Raw genomic sequence first — 24,227 nt, forward strand, 5'->3', positions numbered from 1 at the left:
CCTACTCCGCCGCCACCGCGACCGCATCGTCAAGCGGGTGCGCCAGCCGGGTGAGCATCTCGCGTGGGATAACCTGCCAGAAATCCCCAAGCGCGCGGTCCCATTCCTCGAGCAGGCCCTGCGACCATTTGCTGTCGGTGGTCTCGGCATGCGCTTCGACCAGCGCCCGGAGCTTCGCTTCCCAATGCGGCGAGGCCAGCCGCTGCCAGACGATGCTTTCGGGATTTGCCCGGCTCTCGAAGCTGCCATCCGCGTCATAGACGAAGGCCATGCCGCCGGTCATGCCCGCGCCGAAGTTCGAGCCGACTGCGCCCAGCACCACGGCAGTGCCGTTGGTCATATATTCGCAGCCATTCGCGCCGCAGCCTTCGACCACGACTTCGGCGCCCGAATTGCGAACGGCGAAGCGCTCGCCGGCCTGGCCCGCGGCGAACAACCGCCCCGAGGTCGCGCCGTAGAGGACGGTGTTGCCGATGATGGTGTTCTGCTGCGACGCTAAGGGCGAGCTGACCATCGGGCGGACGATGATCGTGCCTCCCGACAATCCCTTGCCGACATAATCGTTGGAATCGCCGAAGACTTCGAGGGTGATCCCCTTGCACAGGAATGCGCCGAGCGACTGGCCGGCCGAGCCGCGCAGGCGGACATGGATATGGCCGTCAGCGAGCGCGGACATGCCGAAGGTGCGGGTAACTTCGGAAGACAGCCGGGTGCCCACCGCGCGGTGCGTGTTGCGCACGGTATAAGTCAGCTGCATCTTTTCCCGGCGCGAGAAGACCGCGGCGGCATCCTTGATCATCTGCGCATCGAGGCTGTCAGGAACTTCGTTGCGGAAGGTGTTGAGGCTGAAACGGCGCTCAGCGTCGGTCGCGTCGACCTTGGCGAGGATCGGGTTGAGATCGAGATCGTCGAGATGCTCGGCGCCGCGGCTGACCTGGCGGAGCAATTCGGTGCGGCCGATGATCTCGTCGAGGCTCTTCACTCCAAGCTTGGCGAGGATCTCCCGGACTTCCTCGGCGATGAAGGTCATCAGATTGATGACCTTTTCGGGCGAGCCGCTGAACTTCTGACGCAGCTTTTCGTCCTGGGTGCAGACGCCGACCGGGCAGGTGTTCGAATGGCATTGGCGGACCATGATGCAGCCCATCGCCACCAGACTGAGCGTGCCGATGCCGAACTCCTCAGCGCCGAGGATCGCGGCGATGACGATGTCGCGCCCGGTCTTGAGCCCGCCATCGGTGCGCAGCTTCACCCGGCCGCGCAAGCCGTTGAGGGTGAGGGTCTGGTTGACCTCCGACAGCCCCATTTCCCACGGCGTGCCGGCATACTTCACCGAAGTCTGCGGCGACGCGCCGGTGCCGCCGACATGGCCGGCGATCAGGATCACGTCGGCATGTGCCTTTGCGACGCCAGCCGCGACAGTGCCGATGCCCGCCGAGCTGACCAATTTGACGCACACTCGGGCGCGCGGGTTGATCATCTTCAAGTCGTAGATGAGCTGAGCGAGGTCCTCGATCGAGTAGATATCGTGGTGCGGCGGCGGGCTGATCAATGTCACGCCGGGCGTCGCGTGGCGCAGCTTGGCGATGAACTCGGTGACCTTGAAGCCGGGCAGCTGACCGCCCTCGCCGGGCTTTGCCCCTTGCGCGACCTTGATCTCGATCTCGTCGCACGCGTTCAGATATTCCGCCGTGACGCCGAAGCGGCCGCTGGCGATCTGCTTGATCACCGAATTGGCGTTGTCGCCATTTTCGCGCGGGGAATAGCGCTCGCTATCTTCCCCGCCCTCGCCCGAGACTGCCTTGGCGCCGATGCGGTTCATCGCGATCGACAGCGTTTCATGGGCTTCCTTCGACAGCGCGCCGAGCGACATTCCGGGGGTGACGAAGCGCTTGCGAATTTCGGTGATTGCCTCGACCGAATCGATCGCGACGCCTTCGTTCGGGAAATTGAACTCGAGCAAGTCGCGCAGATAGACCGGGGGCAGATCGCGGACGCCGCGCGAGAAAGCGAGGTAGCTGGAATAGCTGTCGGTCTGCACCGCGGTTTGCAGCAGATGCATGAGCTGCGCCGAATAGGCATGCGTCTCGCCCCCGAAGCGCTGGCGATAGAAGCCGCCGATCGGGAGCTTGGCCACGCCCGCGTCGAATGCGGCTTCGTGGCGCATCATCGCGTTCAAATGCAGCGAGGCATAGCCTTCGCCCGAGATCTTGGCGGGCATGCCGGGGAAGAGATCGTGGACGAGCGCGCGGCTGAGGCCCACGGCTTCGAAATTATAGCCGCCGCGATAGGAGGAGATCACGGCGATCCCCATCTTGGAGAGGATCTTGAGCAGGCCCTCGTCGATCGCCTTGCGGTGGCGCTTGAGACAGTCCTCGAGCGCGAGATCGCCGAACAGTCCGCGTGACTGGCGGTCGACGATCGCGGCTTCGGTCAGATAGGCGTTCACCGTGGTCGCGCCGACGCCGATCAACACGGCATAATAATGCGTGTCGAGGCATTCGGCAGTGCGGACGTTGACCGAGGCATAGCTGCGCAGGCCGCGGCGGACCAAGTGGGTGTGGACCGCCGCCGCGGCGAGGACGCCGGCGATGGCGACCTTTTCGGCGCCGATATGCTCGTCGGTGAGGAAGAGTTCGGTGCAGCCGGCGCGGACAGCCTGTTCGGCTTCGTAGCGGATGCGGGCGATGGCGGCGCGAAGCGCGTCGGGGCCGCCTTCGCTCGGGAAGGTGCAGTCAATCTCGGCGCATTGTCCACCGAAATGCGCGCGCAGACGATCCCAGTCATCGTTGGTCAGCACGGGGCTTTCCAACACGAGCACTCGGCTGCGCGCGCCCTCGGGATCGAGGATATTGGCGAGGTTCCCGAAGCGCGTGCGCAGCGTCATCACCTGGCGCTCGCGCAAGCTGTCGATCGGCGGATTGGTGACCTGGCTGAAATTCTGGCGGAAGAACTGGCTGATGAGGCGGGGCTTGTCGCTGATTACCGCGAGCGGGGTATCGTCGCCCATCGATCCGATCGCCTCCTTGGCGGTCTCGACCATCGGAGCGAGGATCAGCTCCATGTCCTCGAGCGTCTGCCCGGCGGCGACCTGGCGGCGGGTGAGCTCGGCGCGATCGAAGCGCAGCGGATCGCTGGCGGGCACGGCAAGGTCGTCAATCTTGATGAACTCGCCGATCATCGCGGGATAATCGGCCTCGGCCGAGATGCGGTCCTTGATCGCCTTGTCGTCGAACAGCACGCCGTTTTCGAGATCGACTGCGATCATCTGGCCAGGACCCATGCGGCCCTTGGCGATGACGGTGGATTCGGGGATCTGGACCATGCCCGTTTCGGAGCCGACGATGAGCAGGCCGTCGCTGGTCTGGGTATAGCGCAGGGGGCGGAGCGCATTGCGATCGACGCCCGCGACTGCCCAGCGGCCATCGGTCATCGCCAGCGCGGCTGGACCGTCCCATGGCTCCATCACCGAGGCGAGATATTGGTACATCGCCAGATGGTTCGGCGGCGTGTCTTCCTCCGACCACGCCTCGGGCACCAGCATCAGCTTGGCTGTCGGCGCATCGCGGCCCGAACGGCAGATCGCTTCGAACACTGCGTCGAGCGCGGCGGTGTCCGACGCGCCTGCGGGGATCACCGGCTTGATATCTTCGGACTGCTCGCCGAACGCCAGGCTCGCCATCTTGATCTCGTGGCTGAGCATCCAGTTCTTGTTGCCGCGGATCGTGTTGATCTCGCCATTATGGGCGAGGCAGCGGAACGGCTGGGCCAGCCACCATTGCGGGAAAGTGTTGGTCGAATAACGCTGGTGGAAGATCGCGACGCGGCTGGTGAAGCGGTCGTCCTTCAGGTCCGGATAGAAGTCCGAGAGCGATTCCGCGAGGAACAGGCCCTTGTAAATTATGGAGCGGCACGAAAGCGAGCAGATGTAGAAGCCCTGGACCTGCGCGGCGATGATGCGCTTCTCGATCCGGCGGCGGACGAGATAGAGGTTTTTCTCGAATTCGGCAGCGTCGGCCTCGTCCGGAAGCGGCCCGGCGATCATGATCTGCTCGATCTCTGGGCGCGTCGCCTGCGCCTTGAGGCCGATGACCGAGACATCGACAGGCACCTGGCGCCAGCCATAGATGGTGTAGCCGGCCTCGATGATTTCGGATTCGACGATGGTGCGGCAGGCCTCCTGCGCCCCCAGATCGGTGCGGGGCAGGAAGATCATGCCGACCGCTAGCCGGTTCGGCAGCACGCGGTGGCCTCCGGCGGAGATCGCATCGTCGAAGAATCGCGCGGGCAAATCGACATGGAGTCCCGCGCCGTCGCCGGTCTTGCCATCGGCATCGACGGCGCCGCGGTGCCATACGGCCTTGAGCGCATCGATCGCCGACTGGACAACGCGGCGCGAGGGCTGGCCATCGGTCGCGGCGACCAGGCCGACGCCACAGGCATCGCCTTCGAATTCGGGGCGGTACATGCCTTCGGCGGCGAGGCGTTCGCGTTCGGTTTGCATCGTCACTTTTCGTCTTTCTCGCCGAACAGGGCGGCGAGCCGCGCTTTCTGTTCATCCGTCAGGTTCTTGAAATCGCCCTGCTTCGGCAGGTGCGCGGTGGCAGCCACAGTCTTTTGCATAATCCCAGGCATTGCCTTCATCACGCGCGGCATGACCGCATCCATCCGCCGCAGCATCGCCGGATCGACATAAAGCGTCATCGACTGGCCGGCATAGGCGCTGCCGGTTGGCGTGGCGAAGAAGCGATCGAGTTCCTGGAGCTGATCGAGCGTGAAGCGCGAGGCGAGCGCCTCGCCCACGCCCGAACGATATTCGGGCTCGAGATCGGTCATGATGACGACCATCTCATCCGCCATCACCTTCATCGTGATGCGCATGCGCTCGGCGAAAGCGGGATCGAGGATTTCCATCACTTGCTTGAGGTTAACCGCTGCAAGCCTGGCGACCTTTTCCTGACTTACTCCGGCGGCCTGGGCCATGTCGGCGAGCGACAACTGGCTCATTGCCTGATCCATCATGCCACCGGACATCTTGTCCATGGTGGTGCGCATCATCGTCGTGAAAGCCCCAGGCGGAAGCAGGCGACCCGCGACACGCTCCGCAATGGCCAAGCGTGCAGGATCCCGCGCTGGAACTTGAGCAACGGAGGCCTTGGGCGCCTCTTGCGCCTGTGCGGCGAATGGCAGTGCGCAGGCGAGCGACATGGCGAACAGGATGCGCATCACTTCTTCCCCATCAGATAACGCTTGGCCGCCGCGGCCGCGAGGCTGCGCATGCGCTTGCCATGCTTGGCGACGAGCCGCTCCGACCAGGCCTTGCTGGCCTCGGCGATGCGGGGATTGATCGTGTTGATCTTGCCCGCCGCCGAACTGGCGCCGAACGCCATCAGCGCCGGATAGTCCGCGACCTTCATATTGGCCATCACTGCGGTCAGCACCGCGGCCTGCATCGCTTCGGGCGACTGATCGGGCTTTTCGGCCATCGTCGCATAGACCTGGGCGCGCAGCTTGGTGCCGGTCGGGCTGGAGAAGAATTCGAGCGCCTGGGTGATCTCCGCAGCAGTGAGCGAGTCGCCGACCGCAATGCGAATCTCGCGGCGAAGCGACGGGACTTCCTTGCGCATCAGCTTGGCGAAGGCAGGACGCAACTGGGCGGCGACATAGGCAGTTAGGCCGGGGTGCCGCGCCTGGATTGCGCGTAGCTCGGGATCGTCGCGAACTTCGTTGCGGATACCCGCGTCGAACGCGCGGCCACCTAGATGGACCAGCGATTCCTCAGGGGTCAGCAGCGCGACAAGCCGGTCGAGCGGCTTGCTCGGCGCGGCTGCGACCGGCGCGGCCACGACATGCCCTGGAGCCAGCGATGCGGCGGCGAGCGCGAGTGCGGCGAGCAGCCTCATCTCAGGCGGCCTTGGCGATCGCATTCGCCTTCATCCAGGCATGCATGTGCGCCGCGACATCGCGGCCGTCGCGGATCGCCCAGACCACGAGGCTGGCGCCGCGGACGATATCGCCCGCAGCGAAGACGCCGTCGAGGCTGGTCATCATCGTCTTGCCATCGGCCCGGATCGTACCCCAGCGGGTGACGCCGAGCTCGGGCGCGCCGAACAGAGTGGGCAGATCCTCTGCCTCGAAGCCGAGCGCCTTGATCACCAGATCGGCGGGGAGCTGGAACTCGGCGCCGGGATCGAGCTCGGGGGAGCGGCGGCCGCTTGCGTCGGGCGCACCGAGACGCATCCTGGCAGCACGCACACCGCTGACCTTGTCACCGCCGTCAAATGCCTCGGGCGCCGACAGCCAGACGAACTCGACGCCCTCATCTTCGGCATTGGCGGTTTCGCGCTGCGAGCCCGGCATGTTGGCGCGGTCGCGACGGTAGAGGCATTTGACCGAAATCGCGCCTTGGCGAACCGCAGTGCGTACGCAATCCATCGCCGTGTCGCCACCGCCGATGACGACGACGTTCTTGCCCGCGGCATCGAGGGTACCGTCGTCGAATTCGGGAACCGCGTCGCCAAAACCCTTGCGGTTCGAGGCAGTGAGATAATCGAGCGCTTCTACCACGCCCTGCGCGCCGACGCCGGGGGCCTTGATCCCACGCGCCTTATAAACGCCGGTGGCGATGAGGATCGAATCATGCCGCGCGCGCAATTCGTCCATGCTGGCGTCGCGACCGACTTCGAAGCCGTGGTGGAAGACGATACCCGCTTCCCGGAGCCGCTCGACGCGGCGCATCACGACATGCTTTTCGAGCTTGAAGCCGGGAATGCCATAGGTCAGCAGCCCGCCGGCGCGATCGTGCCGGTCATAGACATGCACGTCATAGCCGCGCTCGCGCAGATATTCGGCGGCGGAGAGCCCTGCGGGCCCTGCGCCGATCACGCCGACCGACCGGCCATTGGCAGGGCCGACCGGCACCGGCTCGACCCAGCCTTGATCCCAGGCCGTATCGGTGATGAACTTCTCGACCGATCCGATGGTGACGGCGCCGTGGCCGGAGAATTCGATGACACAATTGCCTTCGCACAGCCGGTCCTGCGGACAGATACGGCCGCAGATCTCGGGCATGGTCGATGTCGCGTTGCTGAGCTCATAGGCTTCGCGCAGGCGCCCCTCGGCAGTCAGGCGCAGCCAATCGGGGATGTGATTGTGAAGCGGACAATGCACCGTGCAATAAGGCACGCCGCATTGCGAGCAGCGCCCGGCCTGCTCCTCGGCGGCGGGCACGCCGTAGCGATCAGCAATTTCCTGAAAATCCTCGGCGCGCAGCGTGGCCGAGCGCTTCGACGGATATTGCTGATCCCGATCTACGAATTTGAGCATGCGTTCGTCTGCCATTCGCCCCAGCTATCGGAGGCGCACGGCATATTAAAGTAAGTAATATTGCCCTAAATTTCGATTTAAGCCGTTTGACGAACTATAATTACAAGATTTATAGTTTATTTATGGCCGATCCGGCCTTACCGCATTCCCAGCCAGATCAACACGGCCCCGCCCGCGATGATTCGGTACCATGCAAAGGGCGCGAATCCGTGCCGCGTCACCACCGCCAGGAACGCCTTCACCACCGCGAGCGCCACGACGAACGACACGACGAACCCCACTGCGATCAGCCCGAGACTGTCCGAAGTGATCGCGTCGCGATGCTTGTAGAGCTGGAGGACGGTTGCGCCAGTGAGCGTGGGCAGCGCGAGGAAGAAGCTAAAATCGGCGGCGGTGCGGCGGTCCACCCCGAGTGCCATTGCGCCCATGATCGTCGCGCCCGAACGGCTGACGCCCGGGATCATCGCCAAGCACTGGACCAGTCCGATCTTGATCGACTGAGCGAAGGAGACGCCGGCGATGCCGAGCACGTTCTCGGTCTTGGCTAGCCGCTCGACCACCAGAATCGCAACGCCGCCGACGATCAGCGCCCAGGCCACGACCACGGCATTTTCAAGCAATGCGTCGATCTGATCGGCGAGCAGCAACCCCAGCGCGACTGCCGGGATAAAGGCGATCAGCAGATTGCGGACGAAGGCGACCGAATTGGCTTCCCAACGCAACAAGCCCCGCGTGACTGCGACGAAGGTGCGCCAATAGAGTACGACGATCGCCAGGATGGCGCCCGGCTGGATCGCGATGTTGAACACGGCCCACTTGGCTGCATCATAGCCCATCAGCTCGGTGGCGAGGATCAGATGCCCAGTCGACGAGACCGGCAGGAATTCGGTGATGCCCTCGACGATGCCGAGCAAGATCGCCACGAGAAGTTCGCTCATTCGATTAGCCCCCTTTGCCCAAGCCGCGTGTCAGGCCGGAATGTTCACCGGCCCGAAGCGGCCCTGTTTGCGGAAGCGCACCATCCAGGCGGGTGCGGCCGCGGCGAGCGGCGTCGGCGAAATGCCGAAGGCGGCGAAGCCGGCATTCCCTTCGGGAACGACATTGTCGACGCCGAGCATCGCCCATTGATCGCGCGTGATCGGAGCGAAGGGCAGGAACGGGATCATGCCGCCGATCGCGTCGGGAACCTCGACGAAAGGCACCTGCTTGCCGATCGCGCCACTGATCCAGCGGAACAGCTCGGCCATGGTCACCACGTCCGGGCCGCCCAGCGAATAGGTCTTGCTGCCATGCCGCGCGGGGTCAGCCGCCGCCTGAGCCACTGCCTGTGCGACGTCAGTGACCGAAGCGGGCTGAAACCTGGCGCTGCCGCGCAGCACAGGCACCACCGGCGCCCCAGAAATCATCGCGGCGAAGCGGTTCACGAACTGGTCTTCGCGGCCGAACAGGATCGAGGGGCGGAAGATCGTCGCGCTCGGGAAAGCGGCGCGGACCCCGGCTTCGCCCGCCGCCTTGGTGCGCCCATATGCCGAGGGCGAATCCGAATCGGCGCCGAGCGCGGAGATGTGGATGAGCGTGGAAGCGCCGGCGCGGGCCGCGGCTTCGGCGACGTTGCCTGCACCCTGGGCATGCACACCTTCGAAATCGCCGCTCAGCACGCCGGCGAGATTGACGACAATGTCCGAGCCCTGGAGCGCGCGCGCCAGTGTCTCGGGCTGGCGGACATCGGCGGCGGCGAACTGAGTCTGCCCCAAGCCGCCGAGCGGCCGCAGAAACCAGGCATCGCGCGGGCGCGGCTGGGCGATGCGGACGCGCGCGCCGGCCGCGAACAGCTCCTGCGCGACATAGCGGCCGAGAAACCCGCCTCCGCCGATCAGCGTAACCAGCCTGTCCTTCATGCGCGTAACACTCCTGCGAACGAGCCGCTTCCCATGCCGCGCGGCGCACGAAACGGCAAGCGCGCGTGGGGGGCCGGCGATCAGCCTTGGGCTAATCCTCCCTCGCGCACCGGGGAGGGGGACCACGAAGTGGTGGAGGGGGCCTCTCCACCAGCGAAGCGCTCGCGGCTAGACCCCCTCCGTCAAGCTCCGCCTGCCACCTCCCCCGCTCGCGAGGGACGAAAGTAGCCAGTTTAAACCTGCACTTCGTTCAGCGTCGTCGTCTCCGGCTTGGTCAGGCCGCCGGCCTTGTAATTGGCCATCAGCTCTTCCTTGCGGGCGCGGAGCTGCTCGCCGAGTGCGTCCATGTCGAGCCCGGCCTTGCGTGCCTGAGAGAACATGCCCTCCATGCGCTTTTCCTCTTCCTCGACATGGTGCTCGATCTGCTCGGAGAGCACCTTGACCTTGGCTTCGTAATATTCGTCGTCGGGGCCGCCTGCCTCGATCTCGGCGATCAGCACCTTGGCGCCGTCATGCTCGACATAGGCTTCTTTGATCAGATCCTCCTCGATCTTGCCTTCGCAAGCCGGGTAGAAGATCTCTTCTTCGATCTGGGCATGGACCGTCAGCTCGAGGCAAATCTGGAGCGCGATTTTTTCCTTCTTGCCCGATCCGCTCGCCGATTCGAACTGTTCGAACAATTCCTCGACCTTGCGGTGATCGGCCTTGAGCAATGCGATTGCGTCGGGTTGGTCGGCCATGCTGAATCTCCCTGTAATTTCAGGGGGCAAACGCGCCTGTTTCGTGTCCGTGCCAATTGCGAGTCGTTCGCGCATCAGGGCCTTCGCCGCGGGCCGAAATTGAGCCGGCGGGTGACGTTATAATCGAGCACCGCCATCACGAAATAGGCGCCGGCCTGCTTGATCCGGGTCCACAGCCCGGTCCGCGCCTTGTGAAGCTCGGGCGTGATCCGCTCCGAATGGGCGATCTCGCCCTCGACATAGTTGCGAACATAGGCAGAGAAGGCCGGGTCCTCGATCCGCAGCATCAACTCGAGATTGAGGAACATCGAGCGGATGTCGAAATTGGCCGAGCCGATATGGACGACATCGTCGATGACGAACAGCTTGGTATGCAATTTGGTCGGCTGATATTCGTAGATTTGGACCCGTTTCCTGAGCAGCCCGGCATAAGTGAAGCGCGCGGCCCAGACTGCAGCACCGTGATCGAGCTTGGAGGGCAGGATCAGGCGGACCTGGCCGCGCTTGCCTGCCTTGTCGAGGCGGCGGAGCATGGCCGGGTTGGGTGCGAAATAGGCGGCGATGATGTCGATCGTCCGGCTGCGCTCCATGTCGCGCTTCACCACGCGTGCCCAGGGCGAGAGCCGTCGCATCGGACCACCGAGCAGCCAGCGCGTGGTCCCCTCCGGCTCGCTCCATTCGCGGAGCATCTTGCCGAGCGAGCGCATCGAGGCCTTGGGCCGCTTCGCCCAACGCGAAAGCGTGTCGAAATAGCCGCTCAGCCGCGCCGCCGCCGGCCCCTCAACGATCAGGCCGAGATCGCGCCACGCCGCATCCGCCGCAGTCCCGAAGTAGCTGTCCTCGATATTGAAGCCGCCGATGATCACGCGTGCATCATCGGCCAGCACGAGCTTCTGGTGATTGCGCAGAAGATAGCGCCGCCCCCAGCGGGGCACGAAGCGGCAGACATCGACCCCCGCCTCACGCAGCGGATCGAAGAAATTGGCGGCCTGGGCGGGCTCGCTGCCCATCCCGTCGATGATCAAATGGACTTCGACGCCGCGTTTTGCCGCTTCCAGGAGCGCATCGCGCACTGCCTCGCCAGCCTCGTCGGCGACATAGATGTAATAGAGGACTCGGAGCGACCGCTTCGCCGAGCCGATCACTTCCAGCAGCGCTTGCAACCGCGCCGGACCCTCGGTCAGCAGGACGAGCCGGTTGCCGTCGACGATGTGGGAGGGAGGGCCGGCCATTGCCGGCATGTGCGGAGCATCGTCGGGCTTGGCAAGCGCATGCATGGAATGAAAGCGGCCTTATCGTTTCAGGTGCGTCATCAAACGCACATGCCCGCGATTCGTTCGCCAGGGCCGGGAGAGGCGCATTTCCTTGACAATTTGCGGGTCGGCACCTACGTGCCACTCCTTTCCGGACACCTTTAATACTAAGGAAGCGGTGCATGGCACGCGTCACTGTCGAAGATTGCGTCGACAAGATTCCCAATCGTTTCGATCTGGTGCTGTTCGCAGCCCAGCGCGCCCGCCAGATCTCGGGCGGCGCCGAGCTGACCATCGAACGCGACCGCGACAAGAATCCAGTCGTCGCACTGCGCGAAATCGCCGAAGAGACCGTGCGCCCGACGCATCTTGAGGAAGCAGTGATCTCCGGCATGCAGCGTGTCCAGATCGACGACGAGGAAGCTCCGGACGAAATCGGCTCGATCGCCGCTTCGGCAGAGGCGCTCCGCCTGACGGCCGCCGCTCCTCCTCGGAATCAGAATCTGGGTGGGGATTACGACGGCTGAGCATGAGGTCCGGAATTAGCCCCGCTAAATTCCGGACAAGCCCAATGCCGGCCGGCGGGTCGCAGACCCGTCCGATGGCGAGGCTTCGCCTCGACGCATTGCTGAAATCGAGAGGCCGGGGCATTCGCTCCGGCTTTTTCATGTCTGGAAGCGCCGCGGCAAAGCCGCGCCGTCAGTCGCCGCTGATGCGACGCCCGCCGGGGCCGGCCCGCGACGCGGACTAGCTTCGCTACTCCGCTGACCGGCCCTTGAATCCCTGCGCCACCACGAACCACTCAACCGATCCCTTGCGGCTCGCGGGCGGCTTGGCGTGCTTCACGGTGGTGAAGTTGCGCTTCAGTTCGGCGACCATCGCCGAATCGGCGCCGCCGGCGAAGACCTTGGAGACGAAGCTCCCGCCCTTCTCCAGATGCTGGACTGCGAAATCTAGTGCGAGCTCGACCAGCCCCATCGTGCGCAAGGCATCGGTCTGCGGATGGCCGACGGTATTCGCCGCCATGTCCGAGATCACCAGATCGGGCTGGCCGCCGAGCGCCTCGATCAGCAGGTCGGGTGCTGAATCGTCCATGAAATCCATCTGGAAGATCGTCACGCCGTCGATCGGATCGACCGGCAGCAGATCAATCCCGACGATCACCGCCTTGGGCACCTTGCGGCGGATCACCTGGCTCCAGCCGCCCGGCGCGAGGCCGAGATCGACGACGCGCCTGGCGCCCTTCAGAAACCCGAATTTCTCGTCGAGCTCGGTAAGCTTATACGCGGCGCGGCTGCGATAACCCTCAGCCTTCGCTTTCTTGACGTAAGGATCGTTGAGCTGGCGCTCCAACCAGCGATTCGACTGCGGCGTGCGTCCGCGCGAGGTCTTGACCCGCGTATGGCTCCTGGCTCCACCCCGGCTCACAGCATGCGTCCATTCATCAGACGGCGGAGGATGCCCTCGCGGATGCCGCGATCGGCGATACCCAGCCGCTCGGCCGGCCAGAGATCGAGGATCGTCTCGAGGATCGCGCAACCCGCCACTACCAGATCGGCACGCTCGGAGCCGATGCACGGGACCTGGCTGCGCTCGCCGAGCGTCATTCCCGCAAGGCGCGTGCTGACGTCGCGCATCGCCTCAGTCGGAACGATCAGGCCGTCGACCACCGAGCGATCATAGGCAGCGAGCCCGAGATGGACGCTCGCAAGCGTCGTCACCGTGCCGCTGGTGCCGAGCAGGCGCGGCGTGCCGACAGGCGCCTTCAGCCGGCCAGCAAAGGGCGCAAAGCTTGCCTGCACCCGCGCGCGCATATCGGCATAGAGATCGGCCAGCCCCTGCGGCCCTGCTGCGGGCTGTCCCGCCGCCTCGGTGAGCGAGACCACGCCCCAGGGCGCGCTGTGCCAGTCGAGGATGCGGGGCACCGGCACCTGCGAATCGACCAGCACTAATTCGGTCGAGCCACCGCCGATATCGAAGACGAGCGCCGGGCCGTCACCGGGCTCGAGCAAGGCGTGACAGCCAAGAACGGCGAGCCGCGCTTCCTCCTCGGCGGTGATGATGTCGAGCGCGATCCCGGTCTCGTGATAGACCCGCTCGATAAATGCCGCGCCGTTCGAGGCCTGGCGGCAGGCCTCGGTCGCGACCGAGCGGGCGAGCGTCACGTTGCGGCGCTTGAGCTTCTCGGCGCAGACGCGGAGCGCGGCAAGCGTGCGATCGATCGCAGCGTCCGAAATCCGGCCTGTGCTCGCCAGCCCCTCGCCGAGCCGAACGATTCGCGAAAAAGCATCGACCACGGCAAACCCGCCGCCTTGCGGGCGCGCGATCAGCAGCCGGCAATTGTTGGTGCCGAGATCGAGCGCGGCATAATGGCGCGATTCGGGCCAGCGCGGGCGCGTCTGGCGATCCTGCGACGGCACCAGGGTTGCGACATTGTCCGGACCCGGGCCGCGGGGTGTAGTGGCGGAGCCATCCCCCATCTTGTTTCACTCACTTATGTTCTGTTTCGGTCGCGGCCCATGGCAGGCCGTCCCGTGCTTGGCCGGAGAAGTAGCGAAGACTCGGGCGCACGGCAAGAATGGGGCATCCAAGCGGCGTTGACAGGCCCGGCACCCCGCCCTATCTGGCGCGGCCTGCCAGCGGCGCATGCGCCCCGGCCGATGCCCCGTCGTCTAACGGTAAGACTACGGACTCTGACTCCGTCTATTGAGGTTCGAATCCTCACGGGGCATCCAATTTCTTATTTGAAGTCAATGACTTAGCGAAAGGCCGGCCATCCTTCCGACCGGTCTCGCGATTCCCATTGATTACAATAGCTTACCAGTGAGCGTGAGCGATTTCGATTTCCCTCCGTGCAACACAAATGCAACATGCAGCACTGAACATTCGGGCGTTATGTGCTTACATTTCAAGCTTCTGGACCTGCCTGCCGCGCTAGCAAATGCGCAATGGAAGGGCTGAAGTCGTTCAACAGTGAACGCTTGTAGAACGACGGGCGTTTGGCGAGAATGGCCGGTTGTGGGCGGTCAGTTGCGTGTCCGCTTCTAGGACCGCGGCGGATTATAGCGGACGGATTTTCTCTGCCTGTCTACCAAGCCGAGGACGTGCGCCGTAGCATCATGTCCTGTACGGCTCCGAGATTGCGTTCCACCGCCCTGGCGTAGGCCTCCGGATCGGCGCTGGCCGAGAACACGTGGCTCTGGTTGATCGCCGCCGACCCGCCGCCGACCGCTGCAGTGACGAAGCGGGCACGGTTGACCATGTTCATGATCGTCCGTCCGGTGCCGTTCGCCACCTCGACGCGATCTTTGAACAGGTCTTCGGAAAATACGAGGTCGCGCGCCAGGCCGAGCGATGCGCGCTTGCCGTCACCGTTCGTGCCGAGGATGGTCACTGCCGTGCCCTCGCTTTGCACCACCAGCTTCGGCTTCCCGTCGTAGGAGCCGGCAGAGCGGAACACGCCGAAGCCTCGGCTGGCCATGTCGGTGTCGCGCAGCCCGACGACGAGGCGGACCGTCATCACCGCCGCGCCGGTCTCCTTGCCAAGCTTCGGCTCGTCAGACGCATAGGCCCATGCGCCGCCAAAGCCCTTCAGCCCGCCTCCGAGCTTGCTGAGGCCGCGTGCCATGCCGAACATGCCGCCAACCTTTCCGCCGACTTTCGACGCAACCACGGAGCCGGTGTCGGCCGCGCTCGAGAGTACAGCTGCATTGCCGGTGGGCGGGCCTTCCTTGGCGCCCAGCGGCATCAGGAAGTTCGAGCCGCTTACGCTGTAGATCATCAGCACGCCGCTATCGCGCTGGATTGTCGCCGGCGCTGGTTTGGCCTTGCCGGCAATCTTGCTCCATGAACGCCTCGTCGCCGCATCCTGCGGGCCGAGTACGGCGACCCCTTGCGCCTTCAGCCCGTCGACCCAGCGCGCATAAAGCCGATCGGTAAGACCCTGAAGGACGGCGTCGTCCGGGGCGTCGATCCGGTAGTCGACGCTTACATAATCCTGCTTCTTCTCTTCCTTGTCGCTCAAGCCGTCGCTTTGCAGCACATATTCGACAGTGAATTGCGGGATGATCACCGTCCGCGCGTCCTGCAGCGCCTCCAGCTTATCGGCAGTGATAAGATCTGCAGGAGCAGTCGCCGCATCGCCGCTGAAGTTCGCGAGCTTGGCTTTTTGCGCGAATGCAAGTTGCGGTGATGCCATCGAAACGCTGGCCGTGCCGATGAGTAATGCGAGCAGTGCCTTGTTCATGATCAGCCCCTCTGTTCAGTTGGGGGGAGCGATATCGCAGCATGGAATTAGCTCAATGGCTGCGGCGCACTCTTCAGGATATGTCAGATTCGCGCGAGATCACGTCGCCGGCTGCAGTGGAATCCGCAGGCACGCGACGGTCTCGGCGCCTTCCCGCTCGAAGCCGAAACTGCCGCCGTGCCGGCGCGCGACTGCGGCCACGATCGACAGGCCGACGCCGTGGCCGCCCCATCCCGAAGCGTGGCTGATATCGTCGCCCAGCGCCTTGACGATCTGGCTGGGCGGCCCTTCGCCGCTGTCGCGAACCTCGACAAAGGCATGCCCTTCCTTCTCGAAGGTGGCAACGGCGATGACGCTGCCCGGCGGCGCGGCGTGCAAAGCATTGTCGATCAGGTTCGCGACCGCGCGGGTCAACAGGGCCGTGACGCCCTCGACTTGGACGCTGGCGAGATCGCGTCGGATCGTCACGCCCTGTTGGTCCTCGGCGACCGCCTCGTAGAGTTCGACCGCGTCCACGACCGCCTCGGCGAGATCGAAGCGATTGTGGCTAAGGCCGCTCTCGGTTTCGATCTCGCGCAGGTCCAGCAGCCCATTAAAGGCCTCGATCAGATTGCCGATCTCCCGCTGCGCTGCAGCGATCTGCGCTGCATGTTCGGGGGGAGGTATCTCGGCAAGCATCGACAGCCGCGAGCCCAGCCGGGCAAGCGGCGTTCGCAGGTCATGCGCGATGCGGTCCGAGGACGCGCGGAGGTTGCTCATCCGGCGCTCGAGCTCACCTAGCATCCTGTTGATGTGGCGGCTTAGCAGCCCGAGCTCGTCATTACCGTGATCCTCCAGCCGCGCACCCACATTGCCGGATTCGACTTCGGAGCAGACGCGATTGAGCGTGGCGATGCGCGCGGTGAACAACCGGCCGGCCAGCCAGGCGGCAAGCGCCGACAGGCCCATTAGGAGTGCCGCGGTGACCAGAGCGTAGCGGATCAATGGGAAGCGCAGCGGGCCGCTCGCCTGTACCTCTCTCGCGACAGTCAGGCGTCCAGCCGGCAGATCCCGGCGAAGGCCGACTGCGTCGGGTTTTCCGTCTCGGGCGAGCAGCAGCAGGCCATCGGCGAGACGCGTTTCGCGGTAATAGGGCGTGGGCTTCGCTTCGAACCGCACGATACGCCCCGATGCCGGTCCGCTGTAACGGAAGATCTCACGGGTTGCGGCCTCGAGCAGCGGTCCCGCCGAGGGGTCCCCGGCCGCGCCCTTCAGCTTTTCGGTCAGCGCGTCCATGTCGAATCGCGCCGCTTCGCCAGCCCGCAAACGCCTGGCGTCGCGGTCGAGCATCGCGGCACCACCGAACGAAATCGCCAGCGCGACAATCGAGAACAGGATCAGCAAGACGGCAAGCCGCAACTGTGCGGCGCTCGATCGTTTCACGGACCACCGCTGCGCAACATAATTCCCTGGGTGCGGACCGCAACGATCAGGTCGCTGACATCGACCCCGGCGGCTGCGCCTGCGGCCTCGAGTTTACGGCGCAGGCGCGAGATGTGGACGTCGATCGTGTTGCCGAAATTGCCGGGCTGAAAATTGTAGTTCGACCAGCAGCGCGACCATAGCATCGAACGCGTCACGGGTAGCCCGGCATTGTCTGCCAGCAAGGCGAGGATGGCGAACTCACGGGCCGTCAGGTCGATCGGTTCCGCCGCCAAGGTCGCCCGCAGCGCTCGCTTCGCAATCACGATCTGCCCGACCGTCACGGTTTCGGCAGGTTCGCGCCGCCAGCCGCGCCGCCGCAGGAGCACGGCGACACGGGCGAGGAGTTCTTCGTCCGAAACCGGCTTGACCAGATAATCGTCGCCGCCGCTGGCAAGCCCTTCAATCCGGTGCCGCTCGGAGCCCAGCGCGGTCAGAAACAGCGCCGGCACCGCGGCGCCGCCGTCGCGCTGGCGGATCTGCGACAGTGCCGAAAGGCCATCGAGCGACGGCGTCATCCGGTCGAGGATCAGGATGTCGTAGCTGTTCGTCAGAGCCTGCTCGACGGCCTCCTCCCCGGTCGCGACGCAATCGACCCGCGTGAAGCCGATGGCCTTAAGCGCGTGCTCGATATGCGCGCTCACTGCTGGTTCGTCCTCCAGCAGAAGCGCCGTCCGGCCCACCAGCAGCGCGCGGAATGCCTCCATCGGGTCGTCGAGATCGGCATCCGTCATGCGAACACATGGTCCGACGGCTTCGCCAAAGTCAAAGGCCGGCCACGATTGTCAGGATAGTTCATGCTTTGGATCGCTCATTGTGCGGGTTAGGGTTTCGCAATGCGGCGACTCCTGTTGCTCCCCTTTCTGATGCTTCTCACCGGGGCGGGTGCGCCAGACCCAGTCGAGCAACTTCGCCTCGCCTATCGCCTCGCCGACTGGGCGCGCGCCACCGGCGATGCCGATGCCATGCTGGCGGCGGCACGGATCGTGGCAGCGACCGGCGCGCGCGCGGGCGAGATCGAGCGCAATATGCTGACCCAGGCCGTGGACGCGGCAAAGCCCGCCGCCGCGCTGGCCGATGAAGCGAGCCGGATGGCGCCGGGCGACGCGCGCATTATCGCCGCTGCGGAGGCCGTGCGCCAGTCGGTCGGGCGCGGCTTTATCGAGGGGCCCTCGGGTGCCGGTCCGTTGGCCGTCCGCCGCCGATTGCCGGCCCGCGCGGCACTGTCCTGGTCGGCGACTGCTCGCGGTGGAGAAATGGCGATCGTCTCCGCAGTCGGGGACGGCGACAGCGACATCGACCTGAAAGTGACCGACCGTGCCGGGCGCGTAGTGTGCGTCGATCGCGCTAGGGACCATTATCCGATGTGCCGCTGGGCAGTGCGCAACGCGGGGAGTTATCGGATCGAAGTGACCAACAAGGGCCTGATCCCGTCCGAGGTAATGGTGCTCAGCAACTAACTGCCCTCTCCGATCAGTTCGAAGACTGCCCAGGCCGTGGGGTCGGCCCATTCGGGATGGGCGCGGTCGTTTGCCACCGCCACCATCGCGCGCCGCAAAGCCTCGGCGCGACCCAGGCGCCGTTCGCGTACGGTGAGCGTGGTGAGGCGCCGGGCGGCGTCGTCGGAAACCGGCCAATGCGAGACGAGCAGCGCGCGCGCGCCGGCATAAGTGAATGCCGAAGCAAGCCCGGATAGCGCTTCGGCGCCGACGCGATTGCCCATCGCCGTGTTGCAGGCGGAGAGGATCACCCAATCGGCGGACAGCCGCAGGCGTGCGGCTTCGCTGGCAGTGAGCAGGCCGTCGTCGATGTCGTTTGCAGACGCCGGCGGAGTGAACACCAAAGCGGGCTCGGTCAGTCCATCGATCTCGCCCGCAACCAGTCCATGGGTAGCGAAGGCCAGCACGCGGACGAGGCTCAAGTCGGCGCTCTTGACTGCGGTTTCAGTGGCACTCGCGCCGATCAGGACTGCGCTCCGGTCCGCGCCTAGTGCACCGGCAAGGTCGTAGAGTTCGCCCGCGGCATGAGGGAGCCCAGGCAACATTGCGAGCGCCCGGCCATCCACATTTCCACCGCGCCAGATGGCGCTCGCGCCGCGCGTGGTGGCAGGGCCGCCGGAGAGGGCGGGCGCGCCAAACCCCGCGAAAGGGATGCTCGACTCAGGTTGCCGCGGATAGCCACGCAGCGTGCGGAGACCGGCGGGGGACGGCAGCAGCGACAAGGGTTTGGTCAATCCCAGCCACGGCGCCTTGCGTCCCGGGCCCATCGGCAGCGCGGCGAAGGGCAGCGACGTCACGCTGCCGGTTGGTACCAGGATCACATTAGCCGCGCGGCGAACTTCGGCATCGACCTTTGCCGGAAACAGCAGCGAATAGAGCGAGGCCGCGGCGAGGCGGTCGAACGGCCTGTTTGCCCGATCCGGAATGCCCGAGCGCGCGGGACCGTCCACGCTGAGACCGTCCCGGAACGCCGCAATCCGCTCGGCGAGCGCAGCGGCTCCGATGGGAATGCGCGACCATTCGGTGCGGGCGCGGGTGACGGTCCAGACGAAGGTCGCGTCGTCGGTTGGATACCAGAATATCAGCACTTCACCGCGGCGGAGCAGCTTGCTCGTCTCCGCTCCCGTTATCGGACTGGGACGGGAGAGCTCGATCCATTGCGGGTGTTCGCGCCGGATCTGCGCTTCTATAGCAACGAGTGCGGTTTCCACCTTGTCTGACTCGGCGCTGATCCGGGCGAAGCGGGCGCGGGCGGCAGCATCGGTATCGGCCAGCGCCTCCCGCCTGGCCGTGGCGAGCTTGTCGCGCTGGCCGCGAAGGTCCTGCGCGATTCGCAGCTTTGCCGCGAAGGCGCCGTCCCCCGTGGCCATGCGCATTTCAAGCATGCCGAGTGACCGTGCGATGGTCGAGCGCAGGGCGAGCTGCGCGGTGCAATAGCCTTCTTCGCGCAGGCCTGCCGGCGTCGTCCCGGCCGGGCAGGCCGGTGCGGCGCGCGCAACCGAACCGGCGGCCAACATGACGAAAAGGAGAGCAGCAATTAGTCGCATTCTACTCTCCGGTAAGCAACGAGACGACCGCTGCCGCATTCGCTTCGCCCGCGGCGATCAGCAGCAGATATTCGGCTCCGCTCGCCATCGGTGCGCCGGTGGCCGGGTCGCGATCGGTGACGGTAAATCGGAAATCCTGCCGTGCGCCAGGTGCGATGGTGATCCCGTTCGGACCAGCCAGCGCGACATAGGCGCCCGCCGCGTCGCGATACCAGGGCTGGACCGTCATCGGCGCGGCTGCGCTCGATTGCAGCGCGACCAGCACGCGCCGGCATCCGGTGATGCGGATCGAGCCCTTGGGGGCGGCAAGCGCGGCAGGGTCCGGCTCTTCCCCAGGGCATCGGGCGCCCTTCGATCCCAGCGCCAGCCGGATCGTGATTGCCGCGAGAGGCCTTGCGGCTTGCGCGAACGCCAGGAGATCGGTGCCGCCGCCGGAGAACAGGATCGGCAGGGCCAGGTCCCCGCCCAGCCAGGCAGGGCCGCCCGGTGGCCCCAATGTCCGCCGCGCCGCATCCGCGACCTCCGCCAGTTCGAGGAAATTGGCGCCTTCCGGGGCTTCCTGCATTGCCTGCAACAGGCTCCAGGTGAATACCCCGCGACGCGTGGGTGCACCGTCGGCGGACGGCAATGGCCGTTCCCAAGCGATGCCGCCTGCAGGAGCGGCGTAGAAGGTTACGAGCTTGCCGCCGCCGGTCATCGGCGCGGCATCGGCAAGGAAGCTGCCATCGGCCCTGCCGCCGCGCATCGGAGCAGGCAGGCCCAGCAGCGCCGGATCGAGCATGCGCGGTGTCGCGGGCGACGAGCCGCCGCGTTGCAGGCCGCCGCCGTTGCAGGCATCGACTATGAACCACACATCCGCGCCCTTGCCGCGCAGTTGATCGATCCAATTGCCGATCTCGTCGTCGCGGATCGTGCCGGGCAAGTTGCGCGAGGCCTGATCCCATGGCGCGGCATCCGCGGCGAGCAGCATCTCGTCCAGCCCGTCGGGTTCCATCGGATCGCGCGGCCGCGCCGGCACTTGGGCGCCGTGACCCGACAGATAGAGCACGACACGGTCGCCTGTTCGCGCCTGTGCCAGCCCCTTGCTCAATGCCGTTCGGATCGCCGCTGCAGTCGCACCGCGCCCCGAGAGCAGGAACAGGTCGCTTTCCGCAGCGCCGCGCTGACGCAGCATCGTGGACATTGCCCGGGCATCGATTGCAGCGCCGGGAAGTCCCTCCCGCGCCAGCCTCGGATTCGAATATTCGGAGACCCCGACGACCAGCCCGATCAGCCGCGCATGCGCCGGGCCCGCTGCGGCGAACAGGCATGTCAGCGCCAGCAATGTGCGGAAAAGGGCTTGCGGCATCGGCCAAAGGCATATCAGCATTGCGACCGGCGCCAAGTGGCTGGAGGAAAAATGCGAATTCGAGCTCTGGCAATGCCCTGCGCGATGTTCCTGGCAAGTGCCGGTGCATGGGCGGCGGTTCCTGCTTCGGCGCAGACGGCTGAGGCACCCAGCCGGGAGAAGATCGTCGAAACCTGGGCGCAGGCGCATTTGCCGGAAATACGTAAGGCGATCGTCGCCGGAGATCCGGAAACAACGGCTGCGCGCCTTCGTGCTGCGGCGGCGAAGCTTGCGCCGCTGAGCGACGGCGATATCTCCAGCGTGCTGGTGGGCGGCGCGGACGGCTTTCTTGGCGAGGGGGACAATGCCACCACCCTCCTCGTCGGTGAAGCGGCGCTGGCCTGGAGCCGCCATGCGAAGCTCGGCCCCGGCAACGAATTCGATGCGCTCGGCCGGACGGGTGCCGCCCGATACTTCATGGCCGACTATGCGGGTGCCGCGCGGGACATGGCGGAAAGCGTTCAGCGCGCGCGCAAAATCGTGCCCTACGATGCCAATGCCGTAGCAAATGCCATCGCCAATTATGCCGTCGTGCTCGACGCAAATGGGCGCTATCGCGAATCTGAGGCCGCGCTTCAGGACGCCGTGAAGCTGCGCCGGGCAGCGGTGCCGCAAAGACCCGAGGGAGTTGCTACTGCGCATGCCGCGCTGGCCGCCGTGCAGAAGCGGATCGGCCGCTTCGATCTGGCGGAAGGCAATTACCGCGCATCGCTGGAAGCGCTGGAGGCGGCGGGCAGGACGGCGACACCCACTTATGCGCGCGTGCTCCACAATTACGCGGTGTTCATCGGTGACGAGGGCCGCGACGCAGAAGCCGTGCAGCTCTACCGCCGCGTTCTGGAACTGGTTCCTGCCGACAAGCGACTGAACCCCAACATGATCCCCGATCACAGCGCGCTGGCGTCTGCGCTGACCGCGACGGGTGCGCTCGACAGGGCCGAGATCGCGATCGCGGATGCAATCCGCATCGCGGAGAAGCTGGACAAGCCTAACAGCGATGTGGGACCGGCTTATGCCAATCGAGCGGGAATTCGCGAAGCCCAGGGAGATTTTTCGGGAGCCGAGGCCGATTATCGGCGAGCGCTTGCCGTCGAGCGTCAGATCAACGGCGGCGGTACCATGCTTGAGGTGCCGATCAATTTGATCCGGTTGTCGCGCTTGCTGCGCCGAACCGGACGCATGGCCGAAGCGGATGCGCTGTCGGCGGAGGCGGTCCAACGTATCGAAGCTGTTCCCGCGCGCAATCCGCGCCGCGCGGTGGTTCTTGATGAACGCGCGGCGACGCTTGAAGCGCTCGAGCGCAGAACGGAGGCGCTGGCGGCATCGCGCACCGCCAGCGAACTGCTCGCCGAGCGCTTCGAACTCGATCGCGATCGAGACCCAGGGCCGATGCCGCTCGACCAGCGCCCGATCATGGGGCGGCGCGTGGCCCTTGCCTGGGATGCCGCGCACCGCTGAGAAATTCAGCTTTCGTCAGACGACGCAATGCCCCCCTCGGACTAACCGCCTTGCCATCCAATGAGGGGGCGAGGCGTGAAGGCAATATTGAAACGGGCAGGCTATGCGGGGTTTGTTGGTGCGCTGATCCTGGCAATGCCGGCGATGGGGCAGGCCGACGATCTGGTCAGCCGCGGCTTGGCGCTGCACCAGGCGGGAAAGCCGCGCGAGGCAGTGGAATTGCTGCTGCCCTACGAAGCGCAGCGTGCCGGCGATCCCGATTTCGATTATGCGCTCGGTCTTGCCGCCGCAGACGCCGGCCTTCCCGGCGTGGCGCTTCCTGCGTTGCAGCGGGTTCTGGCGAAGCAGCCGGGCAACACGCAGGCGCGCGCCGAGATCGCCCGGGTCTATGCCATGGCCGGCGATATCGATACCGCGCGGGCTGAGTTCAACACGGTCGTCTCGGATCCCAGCCTGCCCGATCCGGTGCGCCAGCGCTTCGACCGGCTGGTGCGCGATTATGACCGTCAGATTGGCGGTGGCGGCAATGTCCTGACCGGCTTTGCCGACGTGGAAGGCGGCTATGACAGCAACATCAACCAGGCGACTGCGGCAGGCACGGTCACGCTGCCCGCATTTGCATTCCTTGGTCCCGCAACGCTGGGCGGCTCGGCGCGCCGGATCGATGCCGGCTTTGGTCAGGTTCAAGGCGGGCTGAGCGCACAAGGCGCTCTCGGCCGCCAGACCCGTGCCTTCGCCTCGGTACTGGGCTTACTGCGCGAGAATGCGGACAGTACCGAATTCGACCAGGCGGCGGTGACGGGCACGGTCGGGATCGGTCACACGCTCGCTAACCGGGACGTGATTTCGCTTTCAGGACAGGCGCAGCAATTCTGGCTCGGCCACGATCCTTATCGCGCAAGCTATGGCGTGGTCGGGCAGTTCACCCACCGGCTGCCGGGTGGCGAGGCCCTGTCGCTTTCGGCCAGCTTCACGCGACTTGATTATCACCGGGATGCGCTGCGCGACGCCGATCGCTACGCTGCAAGCATCACTTATGCGGGCCGGACGGTCTATGCCGTGCTCAGCGGCGGCACCGAGCGCACCCTGCGCAATCCGGCGCGCCATCTCGGCAACGATTTTATCGGCGTGCAACTGGGCACGGAATATCCCTTGTCGGCAAAGGTCGCCCTAACCGGCTCAGCCGGACTCGACTATCGGCATTATGCGGGAAGCGACCCGCTGTTCCTGGCGGGCCGCAAGGACGTCCAGCTCGATGCGGCGATCGGGCTGCGCGCCATCATTGCCTCCGGCATCAGCATCCGGCCGCGCCTGTCCTGGACCCGCAACGCCAGCAATCACGACCTCTACGACTATCGCCGCGTGACCGCTTCGCTCGGTCTGCGCGCCGAATTCTGATCGAAAGGATCCCA

Annotated in this window: 19 protein-coding genes and 1 tRNA gene; 5 read left to right on the forward strand and 15 right to left on the reverse strand. The window is 65.5% G+C overall.

Annotated elements, in window-relative coordinates; translation table 11 throughout:
* Nucleotide 1: 1 nt before the first annotated feature.
* From gltB to ACZZZM_RS02455, 8 genes are all read right to left on the reverse strand, one after another.
* Nucleotides 2–4,504 carry a glutamate synthase large subunit gene (gltB, locus tag ACZZZM_RS02420; protein WP_463593518.1) on the reverse strand — a complete coding sequence of 1,501 codons (4,503 nt, stop codon included), beginning with the start codon at nt 4,502–4,504 and terminating at the stop codon, nt 2–4.
* A gap of 2 nt (nt 4,505–4,506) precedes the next feature.
* A complete protein-coding gene (locus tag ACZZZM_RS02425) occupies nt 4,507–5,058 on the reverse strand; it encodes a DUF2059 domain-containing protein (RefSeq protein WP_463593519.1) in 552 nt (183 codons plus the stop codon).
* A gap of 167 nt (nt 5,059–5,225) precedes the next feature.
* Nucleotides 5,226–5,903 (reverse strand): DUF2059 domain-containing protein, encoded by a 678-nt coding sequence (locus ACZZZM_RS02430; RefSeq protein ID WP_463593520.1) that lies wholly within the window; start codon nt 5,901–5,903, stop codon nt 5,226–5,228.
* A gap of 1 nt (nt 5,904) precedes the next feature.
* On the reverse strand, nt 5,905–7,341 hold the full coding sequence (locus ACZZZM_RS02435; RefSeq protein WP_463593521.1) for an NAD(P)-dependent oxidoreductase: 1,437 nt from the start codon (nt 7,339–7,341) through the stop codon (nt 5,905–5,907).
* Between the two features lie 122 nt (nt 7,342–7,463).
* The gene (locus tag ACZZZM_RS02440) at nt 7,464–8,264 is read right to left on the reverse strand and encodes an undecaprenyl-diphosphate phosphatase (RefSeq protein WP_463593522.1); all 801 of its coding nucleotides are present in this window, start codon (nt 8,262–8,264) and stop codon (nt 7,464–7,466) included.
* A 30-nt stretch (nt 8,265–8,294) separates the two neighbouring features.
* Complete coding sequence (locus ACZZZM_RS02445) at nt 8,295–9,224, reverse strand: complex I NDUFA9 subunit family protein (protein WP_463593523.1); 930 nt, start codon at nt 9,222–9,224, stop codon at nt 8,295–8,297.
* A 233-nt stretch (nt 9,225–9,457) separates the two neighbouring features.
* The gene (locus tag ACZZZM_RS02450) at nt 9,458–9,964 is read right to left on the reverse strand and encodes a hemerythrin domain-containing protein (RefSeq protein ID WP_463593524.1); all 507 of its coding nucleotides are present in this window, start codon (nt 9,962–9,964) and stop codon (nt 9,458–9,460) included.
* 74 nt (nt 9,965–10,038) lie between these two features.
* A complete protein-coding gene (locus tag ACZZZM_RS02455) occupies nt 10,039–11,205 on the reverse strand; it encodes a phospholipase D-like domain-containing protein (RefSeq protein ID WP_463596362.1) in 1,167 nt (388 codons plus the stop codon).
* 194 nt (nt 11,206–11,399) lie between these two features.
* Between ACZZZM_RS02455 and rpoZ the strand changes: the two genes are divergently transcribed.
* Complete coding sequence (gene rpoZ / locus ACZZZM_RS02460) at nt 11,400–11,744, forward strand: DNA-directed RNA polymerase subunit omega (protein WP_463593525.1); 345 nt, start codon at nt 11,400–11,402, stop codon at nt 11,742–11,744.
* 229 nt (nt 11,745–11,973) lie between these two features.
* On the opposite strand, the gene ACZZZM_RS02465 is transcribed toward rpoZ, so the two are convergent.
* Nucleotides 11,974–12,645 (reverse strand): RlmE family RNA methyltransferase, encoded by a 672-nt coding sequence (locus ACZZZM_RS02465; RefSeq protein ID WP_463593526.1) that lies wholly within the window; start codon nt 12,643–12,645, stop codon nt 11,974–11,976.
* Nucleotides 12,642–13,697 carry a Ppx/GppA phosphatase family protein gene (locus ACZZZM_RS02470; RefSeq protein ID WP_463593527.1) on the reverse strand — a complete coding sequence of 352 codons (1,056 nt, stop codon included), beginning with the start codon at nt 13,695–13,697 and terminating at the stop codon, nt 12,642–12,644. The genes ACZZZM_RS02465 and ACZZZM_RS02470 overlap by 4 nt, the downstream gene beginning before the upstream one ends.
* 181 nt (nt 13,698–13,878) lie before the next feature.
* On the opposite strand from ACZZZM_RS02470, the gene ACZZZM_RS02475 reads away from it, so the two are divergent.
* Nucleotides 13,879–13,952: transfer RNA gene (locus ACZZZM_RS02475), tRNA-Gln, on the forward strand.
* A 353-nt stretch (nt 13,953–14,305) separates the two neighbouring features.
* Here ACZZZM_RS02475 and ACZZZM_RS02480 read toward each other — a convergent pair.
* The 3 genes from ACZZZM_RS02480 to ACZZZM_RS02490 all read right to left on the reverse strand — a co-directional run bounded on the left by ACZZZM_RS02480 (nt 14,306) and on the right by ACZZZM_RS02490 (nt 17,658).
* Nucleotides 14,306–15,463: a hypothetical protein gene (locus ACZZZM_RS02480; protein ID WP_463593528.1), complete on the reverse strand. Its 1,158-nt coding sequence runs from the start codon at nt 15,461–15,463 to the stop codon at nt 14,306–14,308.
* Between the two features lie 99 nt (nt 15,464–15,562).
* Entirely contained in the window at nt 15,563–16,885 is a 1,323-nt protein-coding gene (locus tag ACZZZM_RS02485; protein WP_463593529.1) for a sensor histidine kinase, read from the reverse strand.
* Nucleotides 16,882–17,658 carry a response regulator transcription factor gene (locus tag ACZZZM_RS02490; protein WP_463593530.1) on the reverse strand — a complete coding sequence of 259 codons (777 nt, stop codon included), beginning with the start codon at nt 17,656–17,658 and terminating at the stop codon, nt 16,882–16,884. Before ACZZZM_RS02490 ends, ACZZZM_RS02485 begins: the two co-directional genes overlap by 4 nt.
* 102 nt (nt 17,659–17,760) lie before the next feature.
* Here ACZZZM_RS02490 and ACZZZM_RS02495 point away from each other — a divergent pair, with 102 nt between their 5' ends.
* On the forward strand, nt 17,761–18,384 hold the full coding sequence (locus ACZZZM_RS02495) for a hypothetical protein (protein WP_463593531.1): 624 nt from the start codon (nt 17,761–17,763) through the stop codon (nt 18,382–18,384).
* Here the strand turns inward: ACZZZM_RS02495 and ACZZZM_RS02500 are convergent.
* Nucleotides 18,381–19,940, reverse strand: coding sequence for a CHAT domain-containing protein (locus tag ACZZZM_RS02500; protein WP_463593532.1), 1,560 nt, complete (start codon nt 19,938–19,940; stop codon nt 18,381–18,383). The two genes, ACZZZM_RS02495 and ACZZZM_RS02500, sit on opposite strands and share 4 nt — an antisense overlap.
* Before the next feature lie 31 nt (nt 19,941–19,971).
* Complete coding sequence (locus tag ACZZZM_RS02505) at nt 19,972–21,318, reverse strand: caspase family protein (protein ID WP_463593533.1); 1,347 nt, start codon at nt 21,316–21,318, stop codon at nt 19,972–19,974.
* A gap of 51 nt (nt 21,319–21,369) precedes the next feature.
* Between ACZZZM_RS02505 and ACZZZM_RS02510 the strand changes: the two genes are divergently transcribed.
* Together ACZZZM_RS02510 and ACZZZM_RS02515 are read left to right on the forward strand one after the other, a co-directional pair.
* The gene (locus ACZZZM_RS02510; RefSeq protein WP_463593534.1) at nt 21,370–22,815 is read left to right on the forward strand and encodes a tetratricopeptide repeat protein; all 1,446 of its coding nucleotides are present in this window, start codon (nt 21,370–21,372) and stop codon (nt 22,813–22,815) included.
* Nucleotides 22,816–22,890: 75 nt separating this feature from the next.
* Nucleotides 22,891–24,213 (forward strand): surface lipoprotein assembly modifier, encoded by a 1,323-nt coding sequence (locus ACZZZM_RS02515; protein ID WP_463593535.1) that lies wholly within the window; start codon nt 22,891–22,893, stop codon nt 24,211–24,213.
* Nucleotides 24,214–24,227 lie beyond the last annotated feature (14 nt).

The sequence above is a fragment of the Sphingomonas sp. AC522 genome, assembly GCF_979258125.1.